Here is a 20,401-nt window from a genome sequence, read left to right as displayed (position 1 = left end):
CCCACTCCTCGGACGCGACCGCCCCGCCGTCGTACGCTCCCCGCATGAGTGAGCTTCTCGTCGAGCGCGACCCCGACGGTGTCGTGCGGCTGACCCTGAACCGTCCCGACCGGCGCAACGCCATGACCGACGGCATGACCGAGCAGTGGCGCGCCACCATGGCCGAGCTGGTCCGCGACCGGGACGTGCGCTGCGTGGTCGTCACCGGGGCCGGGTCCGCGTTCTCCGCCGGCGGTGACCTGTCGTGGCTGGGCGAGCGGAACGTCGAGCCCGTCCCCGAACTGCGCGACCGGATGCTGGAGTTCTACCGCTCCTGGCTGTCGATCACGGCGCTGGAGGTGCCGACGATCGCGGCCGTCAACGGGCCGGCCGTCGGCGCGGGGCTCTGCCTGGCGCTGGCGTGCGACCTCGTGTACGCGGCCGACGACGCCCGGCTGCTGGCGCCGTTCACCTCGCTCGGGCTGCACCCGGGCATGGCCGCCACGTACCTGCTGCCCGCCAGGGCGGGCGTCGCGCTGGCGCGGGAGATGCTGCTGACCGGGCGGGCTATTTCGGGCAGGGAAGCGGAGATTAAAGGTTTGGTAAATCGTTCATTTCCGCGAGCTGACCTCATGACGGAAGTGTCCGCCGTGGCGGGAGAGATCATCAGGAACGCTCCCGTCGCCACCCGGCTGACCAAAGTCGCGCTGGCCGCCGGCCACGCGGATCTCGAGGCCGCGCTGCGCTGGGAGGCGCTCGCACAGCCCGTGACCATGGCTTCCGCCGACCTGATGGAGGGCCTGGCGGCGCGGCGGGAAAGGCGCGTGCCCAAATTCACCGGGTCTTAATCATCTGACCAGGAGAAACAAGCACTGCCCTCTGTGGAATTTCGCCGGTGTCGGCTAACGTGCATATGTGCCCCCCGAGACAGTCGAGGTCCGTCGGAGTTCTCGTCGCCGGCGTACGGTCTCCGCATACCGCGACGGCGACAAGACGATCGTGCTCCTGCCCGCCTGGCTGACCGGTCAAGACGCGGACGAATGGGTGAGCCGGATGCTCGATCGGCTTGCGGCCAGGGAGCGCCGGAGGAGGCCGACCGACGAGGGGCTGCTCGCCCGGGCCAGGGAGCTGTCGGCGAAGTTCCTCGACGGCAAGGCCGATCCGGCGAGCGTGCGCTGGGTCGACAACCAGCAGCACCGGTGGGGCTCCTGCACCCCGGAGAACGGCACGATCCGCATCTCGACCCGGCTCAAGGGCCTGCCCGAATGGGTGATCGACTATGTGATCATCCATGAGCTGGTGCACCTGCTGGTGCCGAGCCACGGCCCCGCGTTCTGGAGGCTGGTGGAGCAGTATCCGCGGGCCGAGCGGGCGCGCGGGTTCCTGGAGGGCTTCTCGGCCGCCGCCCAGACCCCGCCGGAGGAGTGTTGAGGCGGACAGCCGCGGTTCTCGTACGGCGCAGCATGTCCGCGGCTGCCCCTGACGACGTGGACCCGAGGGAGTTCCTGGAGGCGCTCGCCGAGGACGCCTACGAGGTGGTCGCCGGTCTCGACCTGGTGACGCCCGTCCTGGTGACCTGCGTTCCGGGGCTCGACCACCTGGTGTGGCCGGGCACCGAGGTGATCGAGGTGCCCGAGGACGAGCCCCTGGCGGGTATCGCGGGGCGGCTAGACGGCGACCAGGCCGTGGTGCTGTCCGCCGACGCGCCCGACCTGCCGCCGCTGCTGATCGGCAAGCTGTTCCGCGAGCTGGGCCGGGCTCTGGTGAGCGTGTGTCCCGCCGACGGCGGCGGGGCGGTCGCGATGGCGTTCGGGCTGCCGATGCCCGCGTGGGCGGGTGCCGGGCTCGACGACGACGAACCGGTCGCTGCGTTGCGCGCGGCGGCGCCGGGCAGGCGGATGGTGGCCACGGTGCCGGGCTGGCACCGGCTGCGGACCGCCGACGACCTGATGCGGCTCGATCCGGGGCTGGAGGGGTGGGACAACACCCGAGCGCTGTTGTCCGGGTCAGGTCTGTCCTCGCTCCCCTGACCGGGCCCCTGTTTCCCGCCTGACCCGCCGTGCACATGCCACGACGCGCGTCAGGGTACGGCCAGCTCGGCGAAGACCGCACGGTGGTCGGTGCCCGGCACCGTGTGGACGCTGACCTCGCGCACCCCCACCCGGTGGTCCACCAGCACGTGGTCGATCGTGATGATCGGCGGCACCTTCTTGTTGGCCGGCCACGTCGGGACCAGCCCGGCTCCCACCTGGTCGGCGGCGTCCTTGTAGCCGCGCGACAGCACCCCGCGCATCGGCGCGTGGTCGAGCGAGGCGTTGAAGTCGCCGGCCAGCACGCGCACCACGTCCTTGGAGGCCGACGGCAGCCGGCCCAGGGCCTCGCTCCACTCCACGGCCTGGGGCCCCAGCGGCGGGTAGGGGTGGACGTCGACGAACTCGATCGCCGCGCCGCCCGGCAGCGCGATCCTGGCCGCCGGCATGTGGTGGCCGACGGTCGGCGCGAGCTCGGGCATCGCCTCCAGCGGGTGCTTGGAGAACAGGCCGCTCCCGGTGGCGCTCCACTCCGCCTGCAGCACCCGGTGCGGCATCAGGGCCTTGAGGCCCAGCGTGTCGAGCTCCTCGACGGCACCGGGCGTGAGCTCCTGCGTGCTCAGCACGTCGGGGTCGAGGCGGTGGACCAGGTCCATGACGGCGTACGGGTCGGCCCGGCCGAACAGCATGTTGAGGGTGAGCACCCGCAGCGGCCGGCCGGGGGTGGCGTCGGCCGTGCCGAGTGCCCGGGGCAGGACGCTCGCGCCGAGGGCGGCCGTCGCGACGAGGGCGACGGCGGTGGCGGCGCGCCTGCGGCCGAGCGCGGCCATGAGGAGCGGGACGAGGGAACCGGCCGCGGCGTACGGCGTGGCGGTCATGAGCTGCGTCGGCAGCGAGCCGCGTTCGAGGCCCGCGACCCTGGTCACGGCCCACGCCGCGAACGGCGTCACGGCCAGCCACGTCAGCGCGGCGGGCAGCCGGCGGCGCCGCTTGGCCGCGGTGACGATCGTGCCTCCGACGGTGCTGTCGGCTGAGATCCCCACATCTTCCCCTTTGGAGCGTTCCGAATCCGGGCCGGACGCCGCAGGCGTGGAACGGTACGGACTCTAGCCGGATACCTGTGAACGCGGTGTAAGGCGTGACAGGAGAGTGTCCCTTCCGCGGGCCGCCAGGCGGCGGGTGGCCTCGTCCGACAGCTCCGGGATCTCGTCCACGGGGAACCAGCGCAGGTCCAGCGACTCCTCGCTGATGACCGCCTCGGCGCCGGGCGGCGCCACGGCGGCGTACTCGACGTCGAGGTGCCAGCTGCGCGGCGGGTGGCACCAGACCTCGTGCCGGTCGAGCGCCAGCGGGCCCGGCAGCAGCTCAAGGTCCGGGATGCCGGACTCCTCGGTGGCCTCGCGCAGGGCGACGGCGGCCAGCGAGGAGTCGGCCGCCTCGCAGTGGCCGCCCATCGGCAGCCACATGCCGGCCTTGGGATGCAGGGTGAGCAGCACCCGCCCGCCGTCGTGCGACAGCACCGCCGTGGTGGCCGTGAGGTGGCCGGGCACGCAGGCGCGCAGCATCGCGTCGTCGTGGTCACGCAGGTGGTCGAGGAACCCGACGCGGAGCCGTTCCTCCTCGGCGGTGGGCGCGGTCCAGCCGGACAGGACGGCCACCGCGTCGCCGTGCAGGCTCACTTCTGGTCGTCCTCGCCCTTCTCCTCGTCCTTCGCCGCTTCCTGCCCGCCTTCTGCCTGCCCGCCTTCGAGCTGTGAGATGTCCCACGCCGACTCGCCGCGGACGAACGCCTCGGGGTCGTCGAGGTCGTCGGCCGACGGCATGAGGTCGGGGTGGGACCACAGCGCGTCGCGCCCGTCGACGCCGCGCGCCTCGCGGACCGCCTCCCACAGCGCGGCGGCCTCGCGCAGCCGCCGGGGCCGCAGTTCGAGGCCCACGAGGGTGCCGAAGGTGAGCTCGGCCGGGCCGCCGGTGGCGCGGCGCCGGCGCACGGTCTCGGCCAGGGCGCCGGCGGAGGGCAGCTTGCCCTCGGCGGCCTGGCCGGCCACGGTGGCGACCCAGCCCTCGACCAGGGCGAGCGCGGTCTCCAGGCGGGCCAGAGCGGCCTTCTGCCGCTCGGTCTCCTCGGGCTTGAGCAGCGCGCCGCCGCTCAGAGCCTCCTGGATGGCCTGGGGGTTGCTGACGTCGAGCCCGCGGATCTGCTCCTCCAGGGCGGAGGTGTCGACCGTGATGCCCCGCGCGTACTCCTCGACCGCGCCCAGCAGGTGGGCGCGCAGCCACGGCACGTGCTGGAACAGCCGGTGGTGCGCGGCCTCGCGCAGCGCCAGGTAGATGCGGATCTCGTCGGACGGCAGCTCCAGCCCCTGGCTGAAGGAGGCGATGCCGCCGGGCAGCAGCGCGGCCCGGTCGGACAGCGGCAGGCCGATGTCGGTGGTGCCGATCACCTCGCGCGCCAGGGAGCCGAGGGCCTGGCCGATCTGCTGGCCGACCATCATGCCGCCCATCTGCTTGAGCATGCCCATGAGCGGCCCGGCCATCTGCTGGGCCTCGGGCGGCAGGCCCGAGCCGCCGAGCGCGCCGCCCATGGTCTCGACCATGCGCGCGGCGATGGGCTCGCACAGGGTGCGCCAGACGGGGATCGTGTTCTCGATCCACTCGGAGCGGCTCCACGCCTCGGGGGCGCCGACGCCGCTGGGCAGCGTGGTGGCCTCGTTGAGCCACAGGTCGGCGAGGCGCAGGGCCTCGACGATCTGCCGGCGCTCGCCCTCCATGACGCTGGGGTCGCCCTCGGCCACCACGGCGTGCCGGGCGATGTTCTTGGCCATGTCCCAGTTGACCGGGCCGGATCCCTGGGGCGCCGACAGCATGTCGGCGAACTGGCGCATCGCCTGAGCCATCTGCTCAGGGTCGCCGAACATGGCGAACGGGTTTTCGTTGGGGTCGTTTTCGCGACCTGGCAGGTCAGTCACCGCTCTACCTCGTGCAGGATGGAGGAGTCCACATCCGCCACGTTAGTCGTCCTGCGGCGGATCAGTGCAAAGTGAGGACCTGGTGCCTACCTCGAAACGCCCGCGCCAACCAGTCGTCGCCGTCACGGGCGCGGCCTCAGGGCTGGGCCGCGAGCTGCTCGCAAGGCTCGTATCCTCCGCGGATTTCCGCAGGGTGGTGGCCATTGACGAGGAGCGCGGCGACGTCCGGGAGGCGACCTGGAGAGTCATCGACGTCCGCGATCCGCTCTTGGCGAACCGCATCTCCGACATCGACGTCATCGTCCACCTCGCCGGTGACTACGCGGTCGACTCCGACCCGCGTGAGCGCCGCGCGTACAACCTGAGGGCCGCGCAGACCGTGCTCACGGCCGCAGCCGCCGCGCGCGTGCGGCGGGTGGTGCTCGTGACGAGCGCGATGGTGTACGGGGCGGCGCCGGAGAACGACGTCCCGTTGCCGGAGGACGCCGCCGTGGCGGCCGAGCCCGACACGGGTGTCGTGGGCGACTACCTGGAGATCGAGGCGCTCGCGCGGCGGTCGCTGCGCAGCCATCCCGGCCTGGAGGTGACGGTGCTGCGGCCCGCGGCGGTCGTGGGGCCCGGCGTCGACACGGTCATCACGCGCCATTTCGAGTCGCCGCGGCTGCTGACGGTCAAGGGCTGCTCGCCGCGCTGGCAGTTCTGCCACGTGGACGACCTGGTGTCGGCGCTGGAACTGGCGGCGCGGGGCGTGGTGACGGGGGTGGTCGGGGTCGGCTCCGACGGCTGGCTGGAGCAGGAGCAGGTCGAGGAGCTGTCGGGGCTGCGCAGGTTCGAGCTGCCGGCCGGGCTGACGTTCGGCACCGCCCAGCGGCTGCACCGGCTGGGCATCACCCCGGCGCCGGCCACCGACCTGCACTACGTCGTCTACCCGTGGGTGGTCGACTGCGCGCGGCTGCGCGAGGCGGGCTGGAAGCCGTCGTGGACCAACGAGGCCGCGTTCCGGCAGCTGCTGGAGCTGCGCGAGAAGGCGACGACCGTGGTCGGCAGGCGTCTGCCGGTCAAGGAGGCGACGCTCACCGCGGCGGGCGCGACGGTCGCCGTCATCGGCACGGCCGCCATCGTCCGCCAGGTCCGCCGCAAGCGCCGCCAGTGAGCGGCCGTGCCCACGGAGTCCGGCGCGGACGCCGCCGATGAGCGGCGGTGCCCACCCGGTGCAGACGCCGCCAGTGACCCGGCGGTGTCCGCAGATCCGGCGCGTGTGCCGCCGGTGAGGGCCGGACCGGTTCGGTAGGCTTTCGTCGTGGACGTCATCCGGTTGCTCGGCATACGTGACACCTCGCTGTCCGTGGAGGAGGTGCTCGCCTCCGTGGGTGACCACGCGGCCGGGGGAACGACGCTGTTCGTCGGCACCGTACGCGAGCAGGACCACGGCAAGCCGGTGACCCGCCTGTCCTACTCCGCGCACCCGACGGCCGAGGCCGAGCTGCGGCGCGTGGCCGAGAAGGTCGCGGCCGACTTCCCCGTCACGGCGCTCGCGGCCGTCCACCGGGTCGGCGACCTGGAGCTGGGCGACATCGCAGTGATCGTCGCCGTGACGGCGCCGCACCGCGGGGAGGCGTTCGCCGCCTCCCGCAGACTCATAGACGACCTCAAGGCCGAGGTGCCGATCTGGAAACATCAGGTGTTCGCCGACGGCTCGGCCGAGTGGGTCGGCGCCTGCGAATAAGCTCGTCTCCATGTCGCGTCGCGCCTTGACCCTGCTGGTTGCGGGCTTCCTCGTGCTCTCGCTCGGCGTCATGGGCGCGGTGATGAAGGTGCCGTACGTGGTGCTGAGCCCGGGGCCGACCGAGAACACGATCGGCGAGGTCGACAAGAAACCGGTGATCACCATCACCGGCCGGCAGACCTATCCGACCAGCGGCCGGCTCAACCTCGTCACCGTCGCCTACCAGGGCGGTCCGAGCAGCCAGATCGACCTGCTGACCGCGCTGCGCGGCTGGCTGGACCCGACCGTCGCCGTGGTGCCCGAGTCGACGATCTTCCCCGAGACCCGCTCGCAGCAGCAGGTCGAGGAGGAGAACACCGTCGAGATGGCCAACTCGCAGGACTACGCCAAGGCCGCGGCGCTCACGGAGCTGAAGATCCCGTACGGCACGGCCGTGTCGGTGGTGTCCACCGAGAAGGGCAAGCCCGCCGACGGCCGGCTGCGCAAGGGCGACGAGATCACCGCGGTCGGCGGCAAGCCGGTCAGCGACGTGGAGGGCATCTCCGAGGCGGTCAAGGCGGTCGAGCCCGGCCGCGAGGTGACGTTCGCCATCACCCGCGGCCAGGAGAAGCTCGACGTCACCGTGCCGACCGTGCGGGGCGCCGGGGGCAAGACCGTCGTGGGCATGGTGATGCAGGCGAAGTACAAGTTCCCGTTCGACGTCGAGATCAACGTGGGCGACGTGGGCGGGCCGAGCGCGGGGCTGATGTTCTCGCTCGGCATCCTCGACAAGCTCACGCCGGGCGAGCTGACCGGCGGCAAGGACATCGCCGGGACCGGCACCATCGACCCGTCCGGCGCGGTCGGCCCGATCGGCGGGATCGCTCAGAAGATGGTCGGCGCGCGCAAGGCCGGGGCGACCGTCTTCCTGACGCCGGCCGACAACTGCGCGGAGGCCATGAAGGCCGTTCCCGACGGGTTGCGCCTGGTCAAGGCCACTTCACTGCATGAGGCGGTGCAGGCTCTGGACGCCCTCCGCACGGGTAAGGGACAGGTGCCGGCCTGCTCCGCCGGATGACGCCTGATGAAACTTCCGCCGATCGCCGTGCGTTAGTCGAAGGGCTGGCACAGCGGTGTAGGTTGCCAGACACGGACCGTTTGTTCACCACGACGAGGGGTTGGCCTTGAGCTTCCGGACCCCAGGAGCCGGTCGGGCGATGCGCTTGCCCCGCCGGCCGAGACTGCTCCTGCCCGTCGCGATCGCGCTCGTGGCGATCGTGGCGTTGTTCTTCCTCTTCTCCGGCATCTACACCGACTATCTGTGGTTCGACTCGGTCGACTACACCTCGGTGTTCTCCGGTGTGCTGCTGACGGAGATCGTGCTGTTCCTCATCGGGGCGGTGCTGATGGTCGGCATCGTGGGCGGCAACATGCTGCTGGCCTACCGCACCCGGCCGATGTTCGGGCCCGCCGTGTTCGGCGGGGGCAGCGGCGCCGACCGCTACCGGATGGCGCTCGACCCCCACCGCAAGCTGATCTTCATTGTCGGCATGGGCATGCTCGCGCTGTTCGCGGGCTCCTCCATCGCGGGGGAATGGCAGACGTGGCTGGAGTTCGCCAACGGGGCGACCGTCGGCAAGACGGACCCGTTGTTCGGCAAGGACATGTCGTTCTTCATGTTCGACTATCCGTTCATCCGGATGGTGCTGAACTTCCTGTTCACCGCCGTGATCATCTCGATCGTCCTGGCGGCGATCACGCACTACCTGTACGGCGGGTTCCGGCTCCAGTCGCCCGGTGTCCACGCCTCGCGCGCCGCGCGGGTGCACCTGTCGGTGCTGCTCGGCGTGTTCGTGCTGCTCAAGGCCGTGGCCTACTGGGTGGACCGGTTCGGGCTGGTGTTCTCCGACCGGGGCTACGTCGACGGGGCGTCCTACACCGACGTCAACGCCGTCCTCCCGGCCAAGACCATCCTGGCCATCATCGCGCTGATCTGCGCCGCGCTGTTCTTCGCGGGCGTGGTGCGGCCCGGCGGCATGCTGCCCGGCGTGTCGTTCGGCCTGCTGGTGCTGTCGGCGGTGCTGATCGGCGGCGTCTACCCGGCGCTGGTCGAGCAGTTCCAGGTCAAGCCCAACCAGCAGCTCAAGGAAGCGGCCTACATCGACCGCAACATCAAGGCCACCCGTGAGGCGTACGGGGTGGACGACGCCGAGATCCTGCAGTACTCCGCGGAGTCCGACCCGGCCAAGGTGAAGACCGACGGCGACGCGTCGGTGAGCGGCGTGCGCCTGCTGGACCCGGCGCTGGTGTCGGCGACGTTCGACCAGACGCAGCGCATCCGCGGCTTCTACGGCTTCTCCGACCAGCTCGACGTCGACCGCTACAAGGACGCCAGCGGCAAGCTGGTGGACCACGTCGTGGGCGTGCGGGAGCTGCTCAACTCCCCCGACGGCCCGGGCAACTGGATCAACCAGGCGCTGGTCTACACCCACGGCTACGGCATCGTGGCCGCGCCCGGCAACGAGGTCGATCCCGGCGGCCTGCCCGCCTACGACGCCAAGGACATGCCGGTCACCGGCCCGCTGGCCGGTTCTACGGGGCTGAAGGAGTCGCGCGTCTACTTCGGCGAGATCAACTCCAGCGAGTACGTCATCGCCGGCGGCGACCCGAGCAAGCCGCAGGAGCTCGACTACCCCGACACCGGGGGCACCGGCCAGAAGAACACCACCTACGCCGGCAAGGGCGGCGTGCCGGTCGGCTCGTTCGTCAACCGGCTGGTCTACGCGGCCAAGTACGGCGAGAAGAACATCCTGCTGTCGGGCGACATCAACGACAACTCCAAGATCCTGTACGAGCGCAACCCGCGCGAGCGGGTCCGGAAGGTGGCGCCGTTCCTGACCCTCGACGGCAACCCGTACCCGGCGGTCGTGAACGGGCGCGTCACCTGGATCATCGACGGCTACACGACCTCCAACGAGTACCCGTACTCCCAGAGCGAGAGCCTGGGCGACATGACCCGGGACACGGCCGTCGACCGGCGCGTGGTCGCGCAGCAGCCCCAGGACAAGATCAACTACATCCGCAACTCGGTGAAGGCCACGGTCGACGCCTACGACGGCACGGTCACCCTGTACGCCTGGGACGAGAAGGACCCGGTGCTGCGGACGTGGAGCAAGGCGTTCCCCGGGATCCTGCAGCCGGTCTCGAAGATGAGCCCCGACCTGCTGAGCCACGTGCGCTACCCCGAGGACCTGTTCAAGGTGCAGCGCTACACGCTCTCGCGCTACCACATCACCAACGCCTCGGCCTTCTACAACGGCCAGGACTTCTGGAACGTCCCGAGCGACCCGTCGCAGGGCAACCAGTCGATCAAGCAGCCGCCGTACTACCTGACCACGACGATGCCGGTCCAGGACGCCAAGCCGTCGTTCTCGCTGACGACGACGTTCGTGCCCAAGGAGGGGCCGAACCTCGCGGCGTTCATGGCGGCCGGCTCCACCTGGGGCCAGGACTACGGCAAGCTGCGCATCCTGCGCATGCCGTCCAACACCGCCATCCCGGGTCCGGGCCAGGCGCAGAACAACTTCCAGAACAAGTTCTCCGGCGAGCTGGGCCCGCTGGGCCTGGGCAACGCCAACGTCCGGTACGGCAACCTGCTGACGCTGCCCTACGCGGGCGGGCTCATCTACATCGAGCCCGTGTACGTCCAGACCAAGGCCGGCACCGGCCAGGAGCCGTACCCGATCCTGCGGCGCGTGCTGGTGGCGTTCGGCAACAAGGTGGGCTCGGGCGACAAGCTGGAGGACGCGCTGGCGCAGGTCTTCAGCGAGACGCAGCAGAACACCCAGCCCAACCAGCAGCAACCGCAGCAGTCGCAGCCCAACCAGCAGACGTCGGCTCTCGCCCAGGCCATCACCACGGCGCAGAAGGCCTACCAGGACGCCCAGAACGCCCTGAAGGCCAGCCCGCCCGACTGGGACGCGTACGGCAAGGCGCAGAAGCGCCTGGACGACGCCCTGAAGGCGCTGCAGGGCCTGGGGGCCCAGGTGCCCACCACGGCGCCGGCGCCCACGGGCACCCCGGCGCCGACGGCGACGCCTTCGGCCTCCGCCTCGCCCTCGCCCTCGCCGAGCTCGACGCCCACGGGGTCGGCCTCGGCGAGCCCGCAAGGTGGCACGTAGCCGCCACGTGGCGCCGGCGATTTGCCACTGCCCCGCGATCCCTATAGTCTTTAGACACACACCGACGCGGGGTGGAGCAGTTCGGTAGCTCGCTGGGCTCATAACCCAGAGGTCGCAGGTTCAAATCCTGCCCCCGCTACCAGATCAGAGGCCCGGAGGATTTCCTCCGGGCCTCTGCTTTTTCCGGTGATCGGTTCCGCCGCGGCCCCTACCCGGCCGGGGATGCCGCGAGCCCCCCGCTTCGAACCGCTTGATGTGATACGTCACACAAATACGTGAAATATGGGCTATCCGGGAAAGCGGCTTCGGTGTTGATTTGCCACCGCACAGCCCTGCCGATAATCTGGAAACACAACGACGCGGGGTGGAGCAGTTCGGTAGCTCGCTGGGCTCATAACCCAGAGGTCGTAGGTTCAAATCCTGCCCCCGCTACCACTGACAGAGGCTCGGAGAATTGTCTCCGGGCCTCTGTTTTTTGCGCGCGTCCGCATTCCCTGTGCGAGGTCAGCCTTCGCCGAAGGTCGTCGAATAGATGCTGCGCGGCAGGCCGTGGTACAGGGCCGTGCGCTCCCGCGTGAGCCCCAGCTTCTCGGCCACGCGCTGGGAGGGCACGTTGTCCGGGTGTATGATCGAGATCAGCCGGTCCACCTTGAGGACGTCGCGCGCGAGGTCGCGGCAGGCGAGGGCGGCCTCGGTGGCGTAGCCCCGGCCCTGGAGCGCGGCCGGGACCAGATAGCCGACCTCGGTGAGAACCTCGTCCTCCACCGGTTGCCGGGTCAGGCCGCAGTTGCCGGCGAACTGGCCGGTCTCGCGCACCGTGAGCGCCCAGAGCCCGTGTCCGTGCTCGGCGTAGCTGCGCTGACTGGACTCGATCCAGCGCAGGGACTCCTCCCGGGTGCGGGTGCGGGGGTAGTAGCGCATCACCTCCGGGTCGCCCAGCAGGGCGGCCATGTCGTCGAGGTCGTCCGGGGTCAGCTCGCGGAAGGAGAGCCGCGCCGTGGGCGGCGGCAGGAGGCGTCGCGTGGTCACGTGACAGAGATCCCTTCGGGCCGGGGATGATCGGCGAACCCCGGGATCCTACGCCGGTTCCGGGTGATCGCCCGAAAGGTGGTAGTAAAGGTCCCCGATGTTGCAGTTGAGGCAAGAGGGGACAATATGACTACGTTGAGCCGACGACGCCTGCTCCAGACAGGTGCCGCGGCGGTGCCCGCCATCGCGCTCGGAGCGCAGCCCGCGCGGGCGGCGTCCTCCTTGCCGGCCACCGGGGTCGTGCCGAGCTCACTGGCCGTCTTCGACCAGGCGATGCAGAAGTACGTCACCGAGCGGGAGATCGGCTGCGCCCAGCTCGCGGTCGCCAAGAACGGCAAGATCCTGCTGGCCCGCGGCTACGGCACGTACAGCAAGATCCTGCCCGGCAGGCCCCGGTTCATCTCCATGGTGCAGCCGACGTCGTTGTTCCGGATCGCGAGCCTGAGCAAGAACATCACCGGCGCGGCCATCGCCCGGCTCGCCCAGGACGGCAAGCTGAGCCTCACGGCGCCGGTCACGACGCTGCTGGGCCTGTCGGCCGACGCCGACCCCCGGCTGGCCCAGGTGACCGTGACCCGCCTGCTCCAGCACCTGGGCGGCTGGGACCGCGCGGTGTCGCCGGACCAGCTCTGGGCCGACCACACGATCGCCGCCTCGCTCGGGATCTCGCTGCCGATCGACCACGCCGACATCATGAAGTGGGCCACGGCCAGGAAGCTCGACTACGACCCGGGCACGAAGTACGCCTACAGCAACTACGGCTACATGCTGCTCGGCCGGATCATCGAGAAGGTGTCCGGGATGAGCTACGAGGCGTACGTCAAGCAGAAGCTGCTGGCGCCGGCCGGCATCACCCGGATGAAGCTGGGCCGCAGCCTCCTGGCGGAGACCGGGACGAGCGAGGTCGTCTACAGCTCGAAGTTCACCAACAAGACCGTGCTCGACGACTCGGGCACCGTCGTGCCGTACCCGTACGGCGGGTTCAACATGCCCAACCAGGACGCGAACGGCGGCTGGCTGGCCTCGGCCGTGGACATCGTCAAGTGGGGCTTCGTCTTCGACAAGGCCGGGACGGTGCTCAACTCCACGTCGCTGTCGCGGATCTTCGCCAAGCCGGAGATCGGCATGAACGCGAACGGCTCCTGGTACGGCTTCGGGTGGAGCGTGCGCAACAACAACGTGGGCACGCTCAACACCTGGCACACCGGGTCGATGCCGGGCACGTTCAGCTTCTTCGCGCGCATCCAGAACGGCATCAGCTACTGCGCGATCTTCAATCGGCGCGAGGAGACGGGGAGCCCCGACTTCGACTCGATCGACCCGATCCTCGGGCAGGCCGCAAGCGCCGTGAGGACGTGGCCGACGACGGATCTGACGTCCCGCTACTTCTGACAGCGGAGAGACGGGGAGGGGCCGGGCGCGACGGTTCGCGCCCGGCCCCGGTCATTCCTGGGGTGGCCCCGCATGGACGGGAGGTCCATGCGGCGGCCCGGCATGGACGGGAGATCCTGCGCCGGCGGCAGGATCTCCGCGTCACACCTGGCGGTTCAGAGCCCTGCGCAGCCGGTCGTTGGCTCGCCGGACCTGTCGCCGCGCCCGCTCCACACGCTGGACGCTGGCGATCAGCCGCTGCTCCTCCGCCTCACGGTGGAGGGTTTGTATTCGGTCATTGACCAGGTCATGGCTCAGATGCGGCACTTCGAGGCTGTGGATGATTCCGATGCTCATTGCTTTGTCTGCTTTCTGGTGAAGTACTTCGGTGCGGAAAGGTGTGTCAGGCAGCGACCGGGTGCTTGCGGGGACGCCCGCGGGGCCGCTTACGGGGCACGATGACGCCCCGGAGGATCAGCTCGCCGCCCCAGACGCCCCACGGCTCCTCGCGCTCGAGCGCGCGGGCCAGGCAGGCCTTCTGGATGGGGCAGCCGCCGCAGAGCGCCTTGGCGAACTCCACGTCCTGCGGCGATTCGGCGAACCACAGGTCAGGGTCGGTACGACAGGGGATCTTGGCTTCGTCGATCAGGTCCATGATCGTCTTGGCCCCCATCTGTGTCTCCTTTGATTCGATCCTGTTGATCTTGGTCGGGCACCTCGTAGGTGGTCGGGGATCACGGACAAACAAGAAGGCCGCGGATCCTTGATGCGGATCCGCGGCCTGGGGGCTGCTCTGTGCCGGTCAGGTTGTGACCGGAGCATCCCTCCAGGGTTGCGGACCGCGCATTCCACCCTTGGTGATCTGCTGGGTCGGCACGTCGGCGCCTGCGGCGAAGGCCGGGGCACTCGGGGCGGCGGCGCCCAGGTGGACGCGCGCGTAGACGGGAGCCTGGCTGCGGGCAGACTTCTCCTGCCGCAGCTTGGCCGGCCCATCGGCGAGCCGCACCGTGTCACGGCACGCGGAAGCGAGCCACTGCGTGGCCGACATGTTGATGCTGATCACTGGGACTCACCTCCGTCTTGGGATCGCCGGACAGGACCGTCCGACTTGCTTGACCATGACCCTAAACCGGGAACGCAGAAACCGGCAACCTATTTTCTACCTGCGATTTCACGACTTCGTGACACGGATCATCGCCTCCTGAACGACGGACACGACAAGGTCACCGGACGCGGTGAACATCTCACCGCGCGCGAGCCCCCGGGCCCCTCCCGCCCACGGCGACTGCTGCGCGTACAGCAGCCAGTCGTCGGCGCGGAACGGCCGGTGGAACCACATGGCGTGGTCCAGCGAGGCCCCCTGGAGGTCGGAGGCGCCCCACGCCATGCCGTGGGCGAGCAGCACCGTGTCGACGAGCGTGAAGTCGGAGGCGTAGGCCGCCAGCACCACGTGCAGCAGCGGGTCGTCGGGCAGGTCGGCGTCGTAGCGGAACCACACGTTGGTCTTGGCGCTGCGCAGCTCGGGGTTGCGGTGCGCCTCCCAGGTCAGCGGCGTGGCGTAGCGGGCGTCCACCGGCCGGGGCCGGGAGAGCCAGTCGCGGTACTCCGGCCGGTCGCCCACCAGCTCGTGCATGCGGTCCTGGAACGTCGGCAGCGTCTCGGGGTCGGGCACCTCCGGCATGGCCGACGCCTGATGCTCCAGCCCCTCCTCGAAGATGTGGAACGAGGCCGACATCGTGAAGATGGCCTTGCCGTGCTGGATGGCCACGACGCGGCGCGTGGTGAAGGAGCGCCCGTCGCGCACCCGCTCGACGTTGTACACGATCGGGACGGAGGGGTCGCCGGGCCTGATGAAGTAGGCGTGCAGCGAGTGGACCGCCCGGTCCGGCGGCGCCGTGCGGCCGGCCGCGACGAGCGCCTGCGCGGCGACCTGGCCGCCGAAGACCCGCTGGATGCGCTCCTCGGGGCTGCGCCCGCGGAAGATGTCGAGCTCGATCTGCTCAAGGTCGAGCAGGTCGAGCAGCTCCTTCAGCGCCTCGTTCACGGGTCCCCCTCAGGATGAGCAAGTTTGGTACGGCAAGTCTGACTTGTCGGCCAGCTCTCCCCCAAACCGGGTCGGTCATGAGGCGGAGCGGCACAAGGACAGAACAGCCTCGCCGTACCGGTCGAGCTTGACCCGGCCGACACCGGCGATCGACAGCAGCTCCTGCTCGGTGCGCGGCACCCGCTCGGCGATCGCCTGCAGCGTCACGTCCGTGAAGACGACGTACGGCGGGATCTTGCCCTCCTTGGCCGTGGCCGTGCGCCACGCCTTCAGGCTCTCCAGCAGCTCCTCGTCGTAGTCGGCCGGGCAGGTGGCGCAGCGGCCCAGCTTCTGCTCGGCCGCCGCCACGAGCGTCTTCGCGCAGACCCGGCAGCTCACCGGAGCGGCCACCTGGCGGCGCTCGCGCGGCGGGGCCGACGTCCGCGCGGCGGCGGAGGAGGCGCGCCCGGTCAGGCCGTCGAGGAAGCGGGACGGCCGGCGCCCCTTGCGCCCGCCGGGCGTCCGCGACAGCGCCCATGAAAGGGCCAGGTGCCGGCGGGCCCGGGTGATGCCCACGTAGAGAAGGCGGCGCTCCTCCTCGATCTGCTCGGGCGTCTCCGCGTAGACGATCGGCAGCATGCCGTCGGTCAGGCCCACCAGGAAGACCGCGTCCCACTCCAGGCCCTTGGCGGCGTGCAAGGAGGCCAGCGTGACGCCCTCCACCGGCGGCGCGTGCTGCTCGGAGGCGCGCCGCTCCAGCTCCGCGACGAACCCGTGCAGGTCGGCCCCGTCGGCCGCCATGTCCTCGGCCAGGTCGGCCAGCGCACGCAGCGACTCCCACTTCTCGCGGGCCTTGCCGCCGCCGGGCGGCGCCGGGGTCAGGCCGAGGCCGGCGAGGATGTGGTGGACCTCCGAGGCCAGCGGCTCCTCCGAGGCCGACCGGGCCGCCCCGCGCAGTAGGACGACGGCCTGGCGCACCTCGGGGCGCTCGAAGAAGCGCTCGCCGCCGCGCACCACGTACGGCAGCTCCGCCTTGGCCAGGGCCTCCTCGTAGGCCTCCGACTGGGAGTTGGTGCGGAACAGCACGGCGATCTCGCGGGACGGCACGCCCTGGTCGAGCAGCTTCCTGATCGCCCGGGCGACCCCGGCGGCCTCGGCCGGCTCGTCGTCGTACTCGTGGAAGCCCGGCCGGGGTCCGTCGGGCCGCTGCGCGACCAGCTCCAGGCGGTGCGGCGAGCGGCCCTTGGCGATGACGAGGTTGGCCAGGTCCACCACCTGCGGGGTCGAGCGGTAGTCGCGCACCAGCTTGATCACGGCCGCGTCGGGGTACTCGACGGCGAACCCGGTCAGGTAGCGGGGCGTGGCGCCGGTGAAGGAGTAGATCGTCTGGTTGGGGTCGCCGACCACGCACAGGTCGTCGCGCCCGCCGAGCCAGGTGTCGAGCAGCAGCTTCTGCAGCGGGTTGACGTCCTGGTACTCGTCGACGACGAAGTAGCGGTACTGCTGGCGGATCTGCGCCGCCACCTCCTGGTGCTCGGTCATCACCGCCGCGGTCAGCTCCAGGATCGTCTCGAAGTCGACCAGGTGCCGCTCGCGCCGGATCTGCTCGTACGCGTCGTAGAGCCGGGCCAGCTCCTCGGCCGGCACCGGCGGGGTGCGGTGGTACTTGGCCGCCGCCGCGACGTAGTCCTCGGGGCCGATCTGGGTGACCTTGGCCCACTCGACCTCGGAGGCGATGTCGCGCAGCTCCGACCGGTCGGCGCCCCGGCGCAGCCGGCGGCACGCCTCCGACAGCACCGGCAGCTTGGACTCGATCACCGACGGCGCCTCACCGCCGATCACCCGCGGCCAGAAGTAGGTGAGCTGGCGCAGCGCCGCCGCGTGGAACGTGCGCGCCTGCACCCCCGGCGCGCCCAGCGCGCGCAGCCGCTGCCGCAGCTCGCCGGCCGCCCGTGTGGTGAATGTCACGGCCAGCACGCTCGGCGCGTCGACCACCCCGCTGCGCACTGCGTGCGCGATGCGATGGGTGATCGCGCGGGTCTTGCCGGTGCCCGCACCAGCCAGAACGCACACGGGGCCGCGCACGGCCTCGGCGACCGCGCGCTGCTCCGGGTCGAGGCCGGACAGGACGTCGTCCACGCTGCTCACCTGTCAATCCTCCCAGCCGGTGGCGCTGACCGTCCCATTCTGGCAACATGCGGGCCGTCATCCGTTCAACGTCACCGAGATGCAAAGAACTGGTCTTTTCCCTCACAATGGGGCCGACCACGTGCATGGGGGAAAGGAAGACCGTGCGCACAGCGGTTCTCGTGGGGGCGCTCGCATTCGCCACCGTCACCGTCACCACCTCGGCCGTCGCCGCGCCCGCCGCCGCCGTGACGGCCGTCGCCGGGCCCGCCGTCGTGGCCAAGGACCCGACACCGGGTCCGGTCACCACGCCCGACCCGTCCGCGCTGCCCACCCTCGCGTACGAGACCGTCGAGTACGGCGAGCAGCGCCGCCAGGACATGGACGTCTGGTGGAAGGCGGACGGCGAGCAGCGGCCCGGGATCTTCCTCATCCACGGCGGCTGGTGGTCCGCCGGCGACAAGCGGCAGATGACCACGATCGCCCGCGGCTACGCCGACCTCGGCTACACCGTCTTCAACCTCAACTACCGGCTCTCCGGGCAGGCGGCCTGGCCCGCGCAGCGCACCGACGTGCTGGCGGCCATCCAGCTGGCCCGCAAGCACGCCGAGCGCTGGGGCTTCGACATGAAGAACTTCGTGATCGTCGGCTTCTCGGCCGGTGGTCACCTGGCGGCCTCGGTCGGCACGTACGGCGACGGCATGAACGGGCTCAAGGGCGTGGTCGGCCTGTCCCCCATCGTGTCGCCGCTGCGCGCCTACACCGACGGCGCCGTCTCCACCGACCCGTACAAGCGCCGGCTGCGCGCCGCCGCGATCAAGCTGGCCGGCGGCTGCGAGCCCAAGGGCCGCTGCTCGCGCGTCTGGGCCAGCATGGAGGTGGCCTGGCACGCCAGCCGCCACGACGCGCCGATGCTGACGGTCCACTCCGAGGACGAGTTCGTGCCGCCCGCGCAGAGCCAGCTCCTCAAGCAGATGCTCGGCCAGGTCGGGGTGCCGGTGACGGTCGTCACGGCGCCGGGCACGGCGCACAGCGCGCCGCTGTACCGGCTGCCGGGCATCGCCGAGCAGGTGCACCAGTGGATCGCGGACCGGCTCGGCGGCCAGCTCTGACCCGAGGTGGCGCCGGCGAGGAATGAGCGCGGGCCCGGCCGTGTTGAACGGAGCGCCCCGTCTCCTTGACCTTGGAGGGATTCGTCCGACATGGCGCTCACCGTCTACAGCACCACGTGGTGCGGGCCCTGCAAGTGGCTGAAGTCGCAGCTCACCCGGGAGGGCATTCCGTTCACAGAGGTCGACATCGAGCGTGACCCCGCGGCGGCGGAGTTCGTGATGAGCGTCAACAACGGCAACCAGACCGTGCCGACGGTCGTGATCGAGACGCCGTCGGGCCGCATCGTCCGCACCAACCCGTCGGCCCGCGAGGTCAAGGCCCTGCTCGAAGCGGCCTGACCGGCACTGTCCTTCGTCCCTGCTCTGCCGAGAGACGAAGGACAGTGGTAGAACTGGTCCTGAGGACCTGGGTGCCAGATTCACCCAGGTCCTCGTCTAGTGGGCGTGGCAGTCGAGCTTGTGCTCCAGGCGGGCTATGTCACTCTTGAGCTCCCTACGGACGTCCGCTATCTCGCTCTTGAGCTCGGTGCGGACGCTCGCGATCTCCTGCTTGAGCTCGGTGCGGACACTTGCGATCTCGCTCTTGAGCTCGACGCGGACGCCTATGATCTCCCTCTTGAGCTCTACGACCGCATCGGTGATGGCGTTGGTGACGGCGTGGATGATGCGCTTCTCGGAGGCCTCGATCTTGACGTCCATACGCGCCTCAGCCGCGGAGTGCTGGATGGCGATCTTCTGGCGCTCGAGATCGAGGATCTCCTGCATGTGAGAGTCGTTCATGGCCATGACTTTAGCCTCTCGCTACCGAAGGTGTCTTCGAATCTACGCTAAGTAGCGACGGCTTACCAGTCGCCCGTGAGGGGTTCGCCGTACCAGGTCTCGATGAGGCGGCGGGCGATGGAGACGGGCGGCGGGAGGCGCACCTCGCCGGACGCCAGGGCCTCGGCGAGCTCCTCGCGGGAGAACCAGCGGGCCTCGGCGATCTCCTCGGCGTCGGGCGTGAGCGTGGTCGTCAGGGCCTCGGCGAAGAAGCCGAGCATGAGGCTGCGCGGGAACGGCCAGGGCTGGCTGCCGAGGTAGCGCGGGTTGGCGACCTGGACCCCGACCTCCTCGGCCACCTCCCGGATCACCGCGTGCTCCAGCGACTCCCCCGGTTCCACGAAGCCGGCCAGGATGGACAGGCGGCCCTCCGGCCACTGCGGGCCGCGGGCCAGCAGGCAGCGGTCGTCCCGGTCGCGCACCAGCATGATCACGGCCGGGTCGACGCGCGGGAAGTGCTGGCTGGAGTCGCGCGGGCAGACCCGGATGTGGCCGCCCGCGCGCACCTCGGTGCGGCTGCCGCAGCGGGGGCAGTGCTCGTGGGCCGAGTGCCACGCCTCCAGCGCCACCGCGTAGACGAGCAGCCCCGCGTCACGGTCGCCGAGCAGGCCGCCCGCCTGGCGCAGGCCGGCGGCGACGGTCTCGCCCTCGGGCGCGTCGAGCAGGCTCATCGGGACCGTGACCCGGCCGTTGAGGTCGCCGGTGGCCGCGCCCGGCAGCGGCGCCGCGACCGCGAAGTAGGCCACGTCGCCCTCGACGCCGAGCAGGTAGCGCTCGCCGGGCGGCGCCTCGTCCGGGCCGAACAGCACCGCCCGCACCTCGTCGCCCGTGCGCCGGACCAGGGTCTGCCCGTCCTGGATCACGAGCACCCGGGTCGTCGGCGCGGCCCAGGCACGTTCCAGCCACGCGGCGTCGGCGCGCAGCGCCGACGACCGGTCGATGGTGCCGCGTGCGAGGAGCAGCGGTCCGATCAGTTGCTCTTCCGCTCTCGTCTCCACGGCCCCACCCTTCCAAGTTCCGGATGTCATCCTATGACCCCGGCGTTAGCCTGAGGTTG

The 20,401-nt window shown here is 70.7% G+C and carries 21 protein-coding genes and 2 tRNA genes; 12 read left to right on the top strand and 11 right to left on the bottom strand.

Annotated features, from left to right (window positions below):
• The first annotated feature begins 44 nt into the window (after positions 1 to 44).
• The 3 genes from HT134_RS41275 (at position 45) to HT134_RS41265 (ending at position 2,009) form a co-directional block, all read left to right on the top strand.
• On the top strand, positions 45 to 827 hold the full coding sequence (locus tag HT134_RS41275) for an enoyl-CoA hydratase/isomerase family protein (protein ID WP_175605938.1): 783 nt from the start codon (positions 45 to 47) through the stop codon (positions 825 to 827).
• Positions 828 to 1,032: 205 nt separating this feature from the next.
• Positions 1,033 to 1,410 carry a M48 metallopeptidase family protein gene (locus tag HT134_RS41270; RefSeq protein ID WP_312888825.1) on the top strand — a complete coding sequence of 126 codons (378 nt, stop codon included), beginning with the start codon at positions 1,033 to 1,035 and terminating at the stop codon, positions 1,408 to 1,410.
• The gene (locus HT134_RS41265; protein ID WP_217708957.1) at positions 1,407 to 2,009 is read left to right on the top strand and encodes a hypothetical protein; all 603 of its coding nucleotides are present in this window, start codon (positions 1,407 to 1,409) and stop codon (positions 2,007 to 2,009) included. The genes HT134_RS41270 and HT134_RS41265 overlap by 4 nt, the downstream gene beginning before the upstream one ends.
• A gap of 50 nt (positions 2,010 to 2,059) precedes the next feature.
• Here the strand turns inward: HT134_RS41265 and HT134_RS41260 are convergent, their stop codons facing one another.
• The 3 genes from HT134_RS41260 to HT134_RS41250 all read right to left on the bottom strand — a co-directional run bounded on the left by HT134_RS41260 (position 2,060) and on the right by HT134_RS41250 (position 4,926).
• Positions 2,060 to 3,052: an endonuclease/exonuclease/phosphatase family protein gene (locus tag HT134_RS41260; RefSeq protein ID WP_175605935.1), complete on the bottom strand. Its 993-nt coding sequence runs from the start codon at positions 3,050 to 3,052 to the stop codon at positions 2,060 to 2,062.
• Between the two features lie 63 nt (positions 3,053 to 3,115).
• A complete protein-coding gene (locus HT134_RS41255; protein ID WP_175605934.1) occupies positions 3,116 to 3,688 on the bottom strand; it encodes an NUDIX hydrolase in 573 nt (190 codons plus the stop codon).
• Positions 3,685 to 4,926, bottom strand: a complete 1,242-nt coding sequence (locus HT134_RS41250; protein ID WP_217708987.1) for a zinc-dependent metalloprotease — start codon at positions 4,924 to 4,926, stop codon at positions 3,685 to 3,687. The genes HT134_RS41255 and HT134_RS41250 overlap by 4 nt, the downstream gene beginning before the upstream one ends.
• A 130-nt stretch (positions 4,927 to 5,056) precedes the next feature.
• Here HT134_RS41250 and HT134_RS41245 point away from each other — a divergent pair, with 130 nt between their 5' ends.
• From HT134_RS41245 to HT134_RS41220, 6 genes are all read left to right on the top strand, one after another.
• Positions 5,057 to 6,130 (top strand): NAD-dependent epimerase/dehydratase family protein, encoded by a 1,074-nt coding sequence (locus HT134_RS41245; protein ID WP_175605964.1) that lies wholly within the window; start codon positions 5,057 to 5,059, stop codon positions 6,128 to 6,130.
• A 147-nt stretch (positions 6,131 to 6,277) separates the two neighbouring features.
• Positions 6,278 to 6,703 (top strand): molybdenum cofactor biosynthesis protein MoaE, encoded by a 426-nt coding sequence (locus HT134_RS41240; protein ID WP_175605932.1) that lies wholly within the window; start codon positions 6,278 to 6,280, stop codon positions 6,701 to 6,703.
• A 10-nt stretch (positions 6,704 to 6,713) separates the two neighbouring features.
• A complete protein-coding gene (locus HT134_RS41235; RefSeq protein ID WP_175605931.1) occupies positions 6,714 to 7,760 on the top strand; it encodes a YlbL family protein in 1,047 nt (348 codons plus the stop codon).
• Between the two features lie 139 nt (positions 7,761 to 7,899).
• Positions 7,900 to 10,863, top strand: coding sequence for a UPF0182 family membrane protein (locus HT134_RS41230; RefSeq protein ID WP_175605930.1), 2,964 nt, complete (start codon positions 7,900 to 7,902; stop codon positions 10,861 to 10,863).
• Between the two features lie 65 nt (positions 10,864 to 10,928).
• Positions 10,929 to 11,005, top strand: a tRNA-Met gene (locus tag HT134_RS41225).
• A gap of 216 nt (positions 11,006 to 11,221) precedes the next feature.
• Positions 11,222 to 11,298: transfer RNA gene (locus HT134_RS41220), tRNA-Met, on the top strand.
• A gap of 69 nt (positions 11,299 to 11,367) precedes the next feature.
• Here the strand turns inward: HT134_RS41220 and HT134_RS41215 are convergent.
• Positions 11,368 to 11,892 carry a GNAT family N-acetyltransferase gene (locus HT134_RS41215; RefSeq protein WP_175605929.1) on the bottom strand — a complete coding sequence of 175 codons (525 nt, stop codon included), beginning with the start codon at positions 11,890 to 11,892 and terminating at the stop codon, positions 11,368 to 11,370.
• A 126-nt stretch (positions 11,893 to 12,018) separates the two neighbouring features.
• On the opposite strand from HT134_RS41215, the gene HT134_RS41210 reads away from it, so the two are divergent.
• Positions 12,019 to 13,284, top strand: a complete 1,266-nt coding sequence (locus tag HT134_RS41210; protein WP_175605928.1) for a serine hydrolase domain-containing protein — start codon at positions 12,019 to 12,021, stop codon at positions 13,282 to 13,284.
• Positions 13,285 to 13,425: 141 nt separating this feature from the next.
• Here the strand turns inward: HT134_RS41210 and HT134_RS41205 are convergent, their stop codons facing one another.
• The 5 genes from HT134_RS41205 to HT134_RS41185 form a co-directional block, all read right to left on the bottom strand.
• On the bottom strand, positions 13,426 to 13,620 hold the full coding sequence (locus HT134_RS41205) for a hypothetical protein (protein ID WP_175605831.1): 195 nt from the start codon (positions 13,618 to 13,620) through the stop codon (positions 13,426 to 13,428).
• A gap of 46 nt (positions 13,621 to 13,666) precedes the next feature.
• Positions 13,667 to 13,936 (bottom strand): WhiB family transcriptional regulator, encoded by a 270-nt coding sequence (locus tag HT134_RS41200; RefSeq protein ID WP_175605927.1) that lies wholly within the window; start codon positions 13,934 to 13,936, stop codon positions 13,667 to 13,669.
• Between the two features lie 129 nt (positions 13,937 to 14,065).
• On the bottom strand, positions 14,066 to 14,326 hold the full coding sequence (locus HT134_RS41195) for a hypothetical protein (RefSeq protein ID WP_175605926.1): 261 nt from the start codon (positions 14,324 to 14,326) through the stop codon (positions 14,066 to 14,068).
• A gap of 108 nt (positions 14,327 to 14,434) precedes the next feature.
• Positions 14,435 to 15,307 (bottom strand): acyl-CoA thioesterase, encoded by an 873-nt coding sequence (locus tag HT134_RS41190; RefSeq protein WP_175605925.1) that lies wholly within the window; start codon positions 15,305 to 15,307, stop codon positions 14,435 to 14,437.
• Between the two features lie 75 nt (positions 15,308 to 15,382).
• Positions 15,383 to 17,425, bottom strand: coding sequence for an ATP-dependent DNA helicase UvrD2 (locus HT134_RS41185; protein ID WP_175605963.1), 2,043 nt, complete (start codon positions 17,423 to 17,425; stop codon positions 15,383 to 15,385).
• Positions 17,426 to 17,577: 152 nt separating this feature from the next.
• Here HT134_RS41185 and HT134_RS41180 point away from each other — a divergent pair, with 152 nt between their 5' ends.
• A complete protein-coding gene (locus HT134_RS41180; RefSeq protein WP_312888823.1) occupies positions 17,578 to 18,525 on the top strand; it encodes an alpha/beta hydrolase in 948 nt (315 codons plus the stop codon).
• Positions 18,526 to 18,615: 90 nt separating this feature from the next.
• Positions 18,616 to 18,864: a mycoredoxin gene (locus HT134_RS41175; RefSeq protein ID WP_175592642.1), complete on the top strand. Its 249-nt coding sequence runs from the start codon at positions 18,616 to 18,618 to the stop codon at positions 18,862 to 18,864.
• Between the two features lie 96 nt (positions 18,865 to 18,960).
• Here HT134_RS41175 and HT134_RS41170 read toward each other — a convergent pair whose 3' ends face one another.
• Complete coding sequence (locus HT134_RS41170) at positions 18,961 to 19,305, bottom strand: hypothetical protein (protein ID WP_175605923.1); 345 nt, start codon at positions 19,303 to 19,305, stop codon at positions 18,961 to 18,963.
• A gap of 62 nt (positions 19,306 to 19,367) precedes the next feature.
• Entirely contained in the window at positions 19,368 to 20,342 is a 975-nt protein-coding gene (gene nudC, locus HT134_RS41165; RefSeq protein ID WP_312888822.1) for an NAD(+) diphosphatase, read from the bottom strand.
• Positions 20,343 to 20,401: the final 59 nt, after the last annotated feature.

The sequence above is a fragment of the Nonomuraea rhodomycinica genome, assembly GCF_013363995.1.
GTDB classification, from domain to species: domain Bacteria; phylum Actinomycetota; class Actinomycetes; order Streptosporangiales; family Streptosporangiaceae; genus Nonomuraea; species Nonomuraea rhodomycinica.
Note: the sequence above shows the minus strand (reverse complement) of the source record. Positions and strands in the feature narration are given on the sequence as shown.

What these genes read in the sequence shown, in the direction of transcription:
- HT134_RS41275 (WP_175605938.1), top strand. Translation starts at nt 45, where the DNA reads ATGAGTGAGCTTCTCGTCGAGCGCGACCCCGACGGTGTCGTGCGGCTG.
- HT134_RS41270 (WP_312888825.1), top strand. Translation starts at nt 1,033, where the DNA reads ATGCTCGATCGGCTTGCGGCCAGGGAGCGCCGGAGGAGGCCGACCGAC.
- HT134_RS41250 (WP_217708987.1), bottom strand. Translation starts at nt 4,926, where the DNA reads ATGTTCGGCGACCCTGAGCAGATGGCTCAGGCGATGCGCCAGTTCGCC.
- HT134_RS41235 (WP_175605931.1), top strand. Translation starts at nt 6,714, where the DNA reads ATGTCGCGTCGCGCCTTGACCCTGCTGGTTGCGGGCTTCCTCGTGCTC.
- HT134_RS41230 (WP_175605930.1), top strand. Translation starts at nt 7,900, where the DNA reads ATGCGCTTGCCCCGCCGGCCGAGACTGCTCCTGCCCGTCGCGATCGCG.
- HT134_RS41210 (WP_175605928.1), top strand. Translation starts at nt 12,019, where the DNA reads ATGACTACGTTGAGCCGACGACGCCTGCTCCAGACAGGTGCCGCGGCG.
- HT134_RS41205 (WP_175605831.1), bottom strand. Translation starts at nt 13,620, where the DNA reads ATGAGCATCGGAATCATCCACAGCCTCGAAGTGCCGCATCTGAGCCAT.
- HT134_RS41200 (WP_175605927.1), bottom strand. Translation starts at nt 13,936, where the DNA reads ATGGGGGCCAAGACGATCATGGACCTGATCGACGAAGCCAAGATCCCC.
- HT134_RS41175 (WP_175592642.1), top strand. Translation starts at nt 18,616, where the DNA reads ATGGCGCTCACCGTCTACAGCACCACGTGGTGCGGGCCCTGCAAGTGG.
- HT134_RS41170 (WP_175605923.1), bottom strand. Translation starts at nt 19,305, where the DNA reads ATGAACGACTCTCACATGCAGGAGATCCTCGATCTCGAGCGCCAGAAG.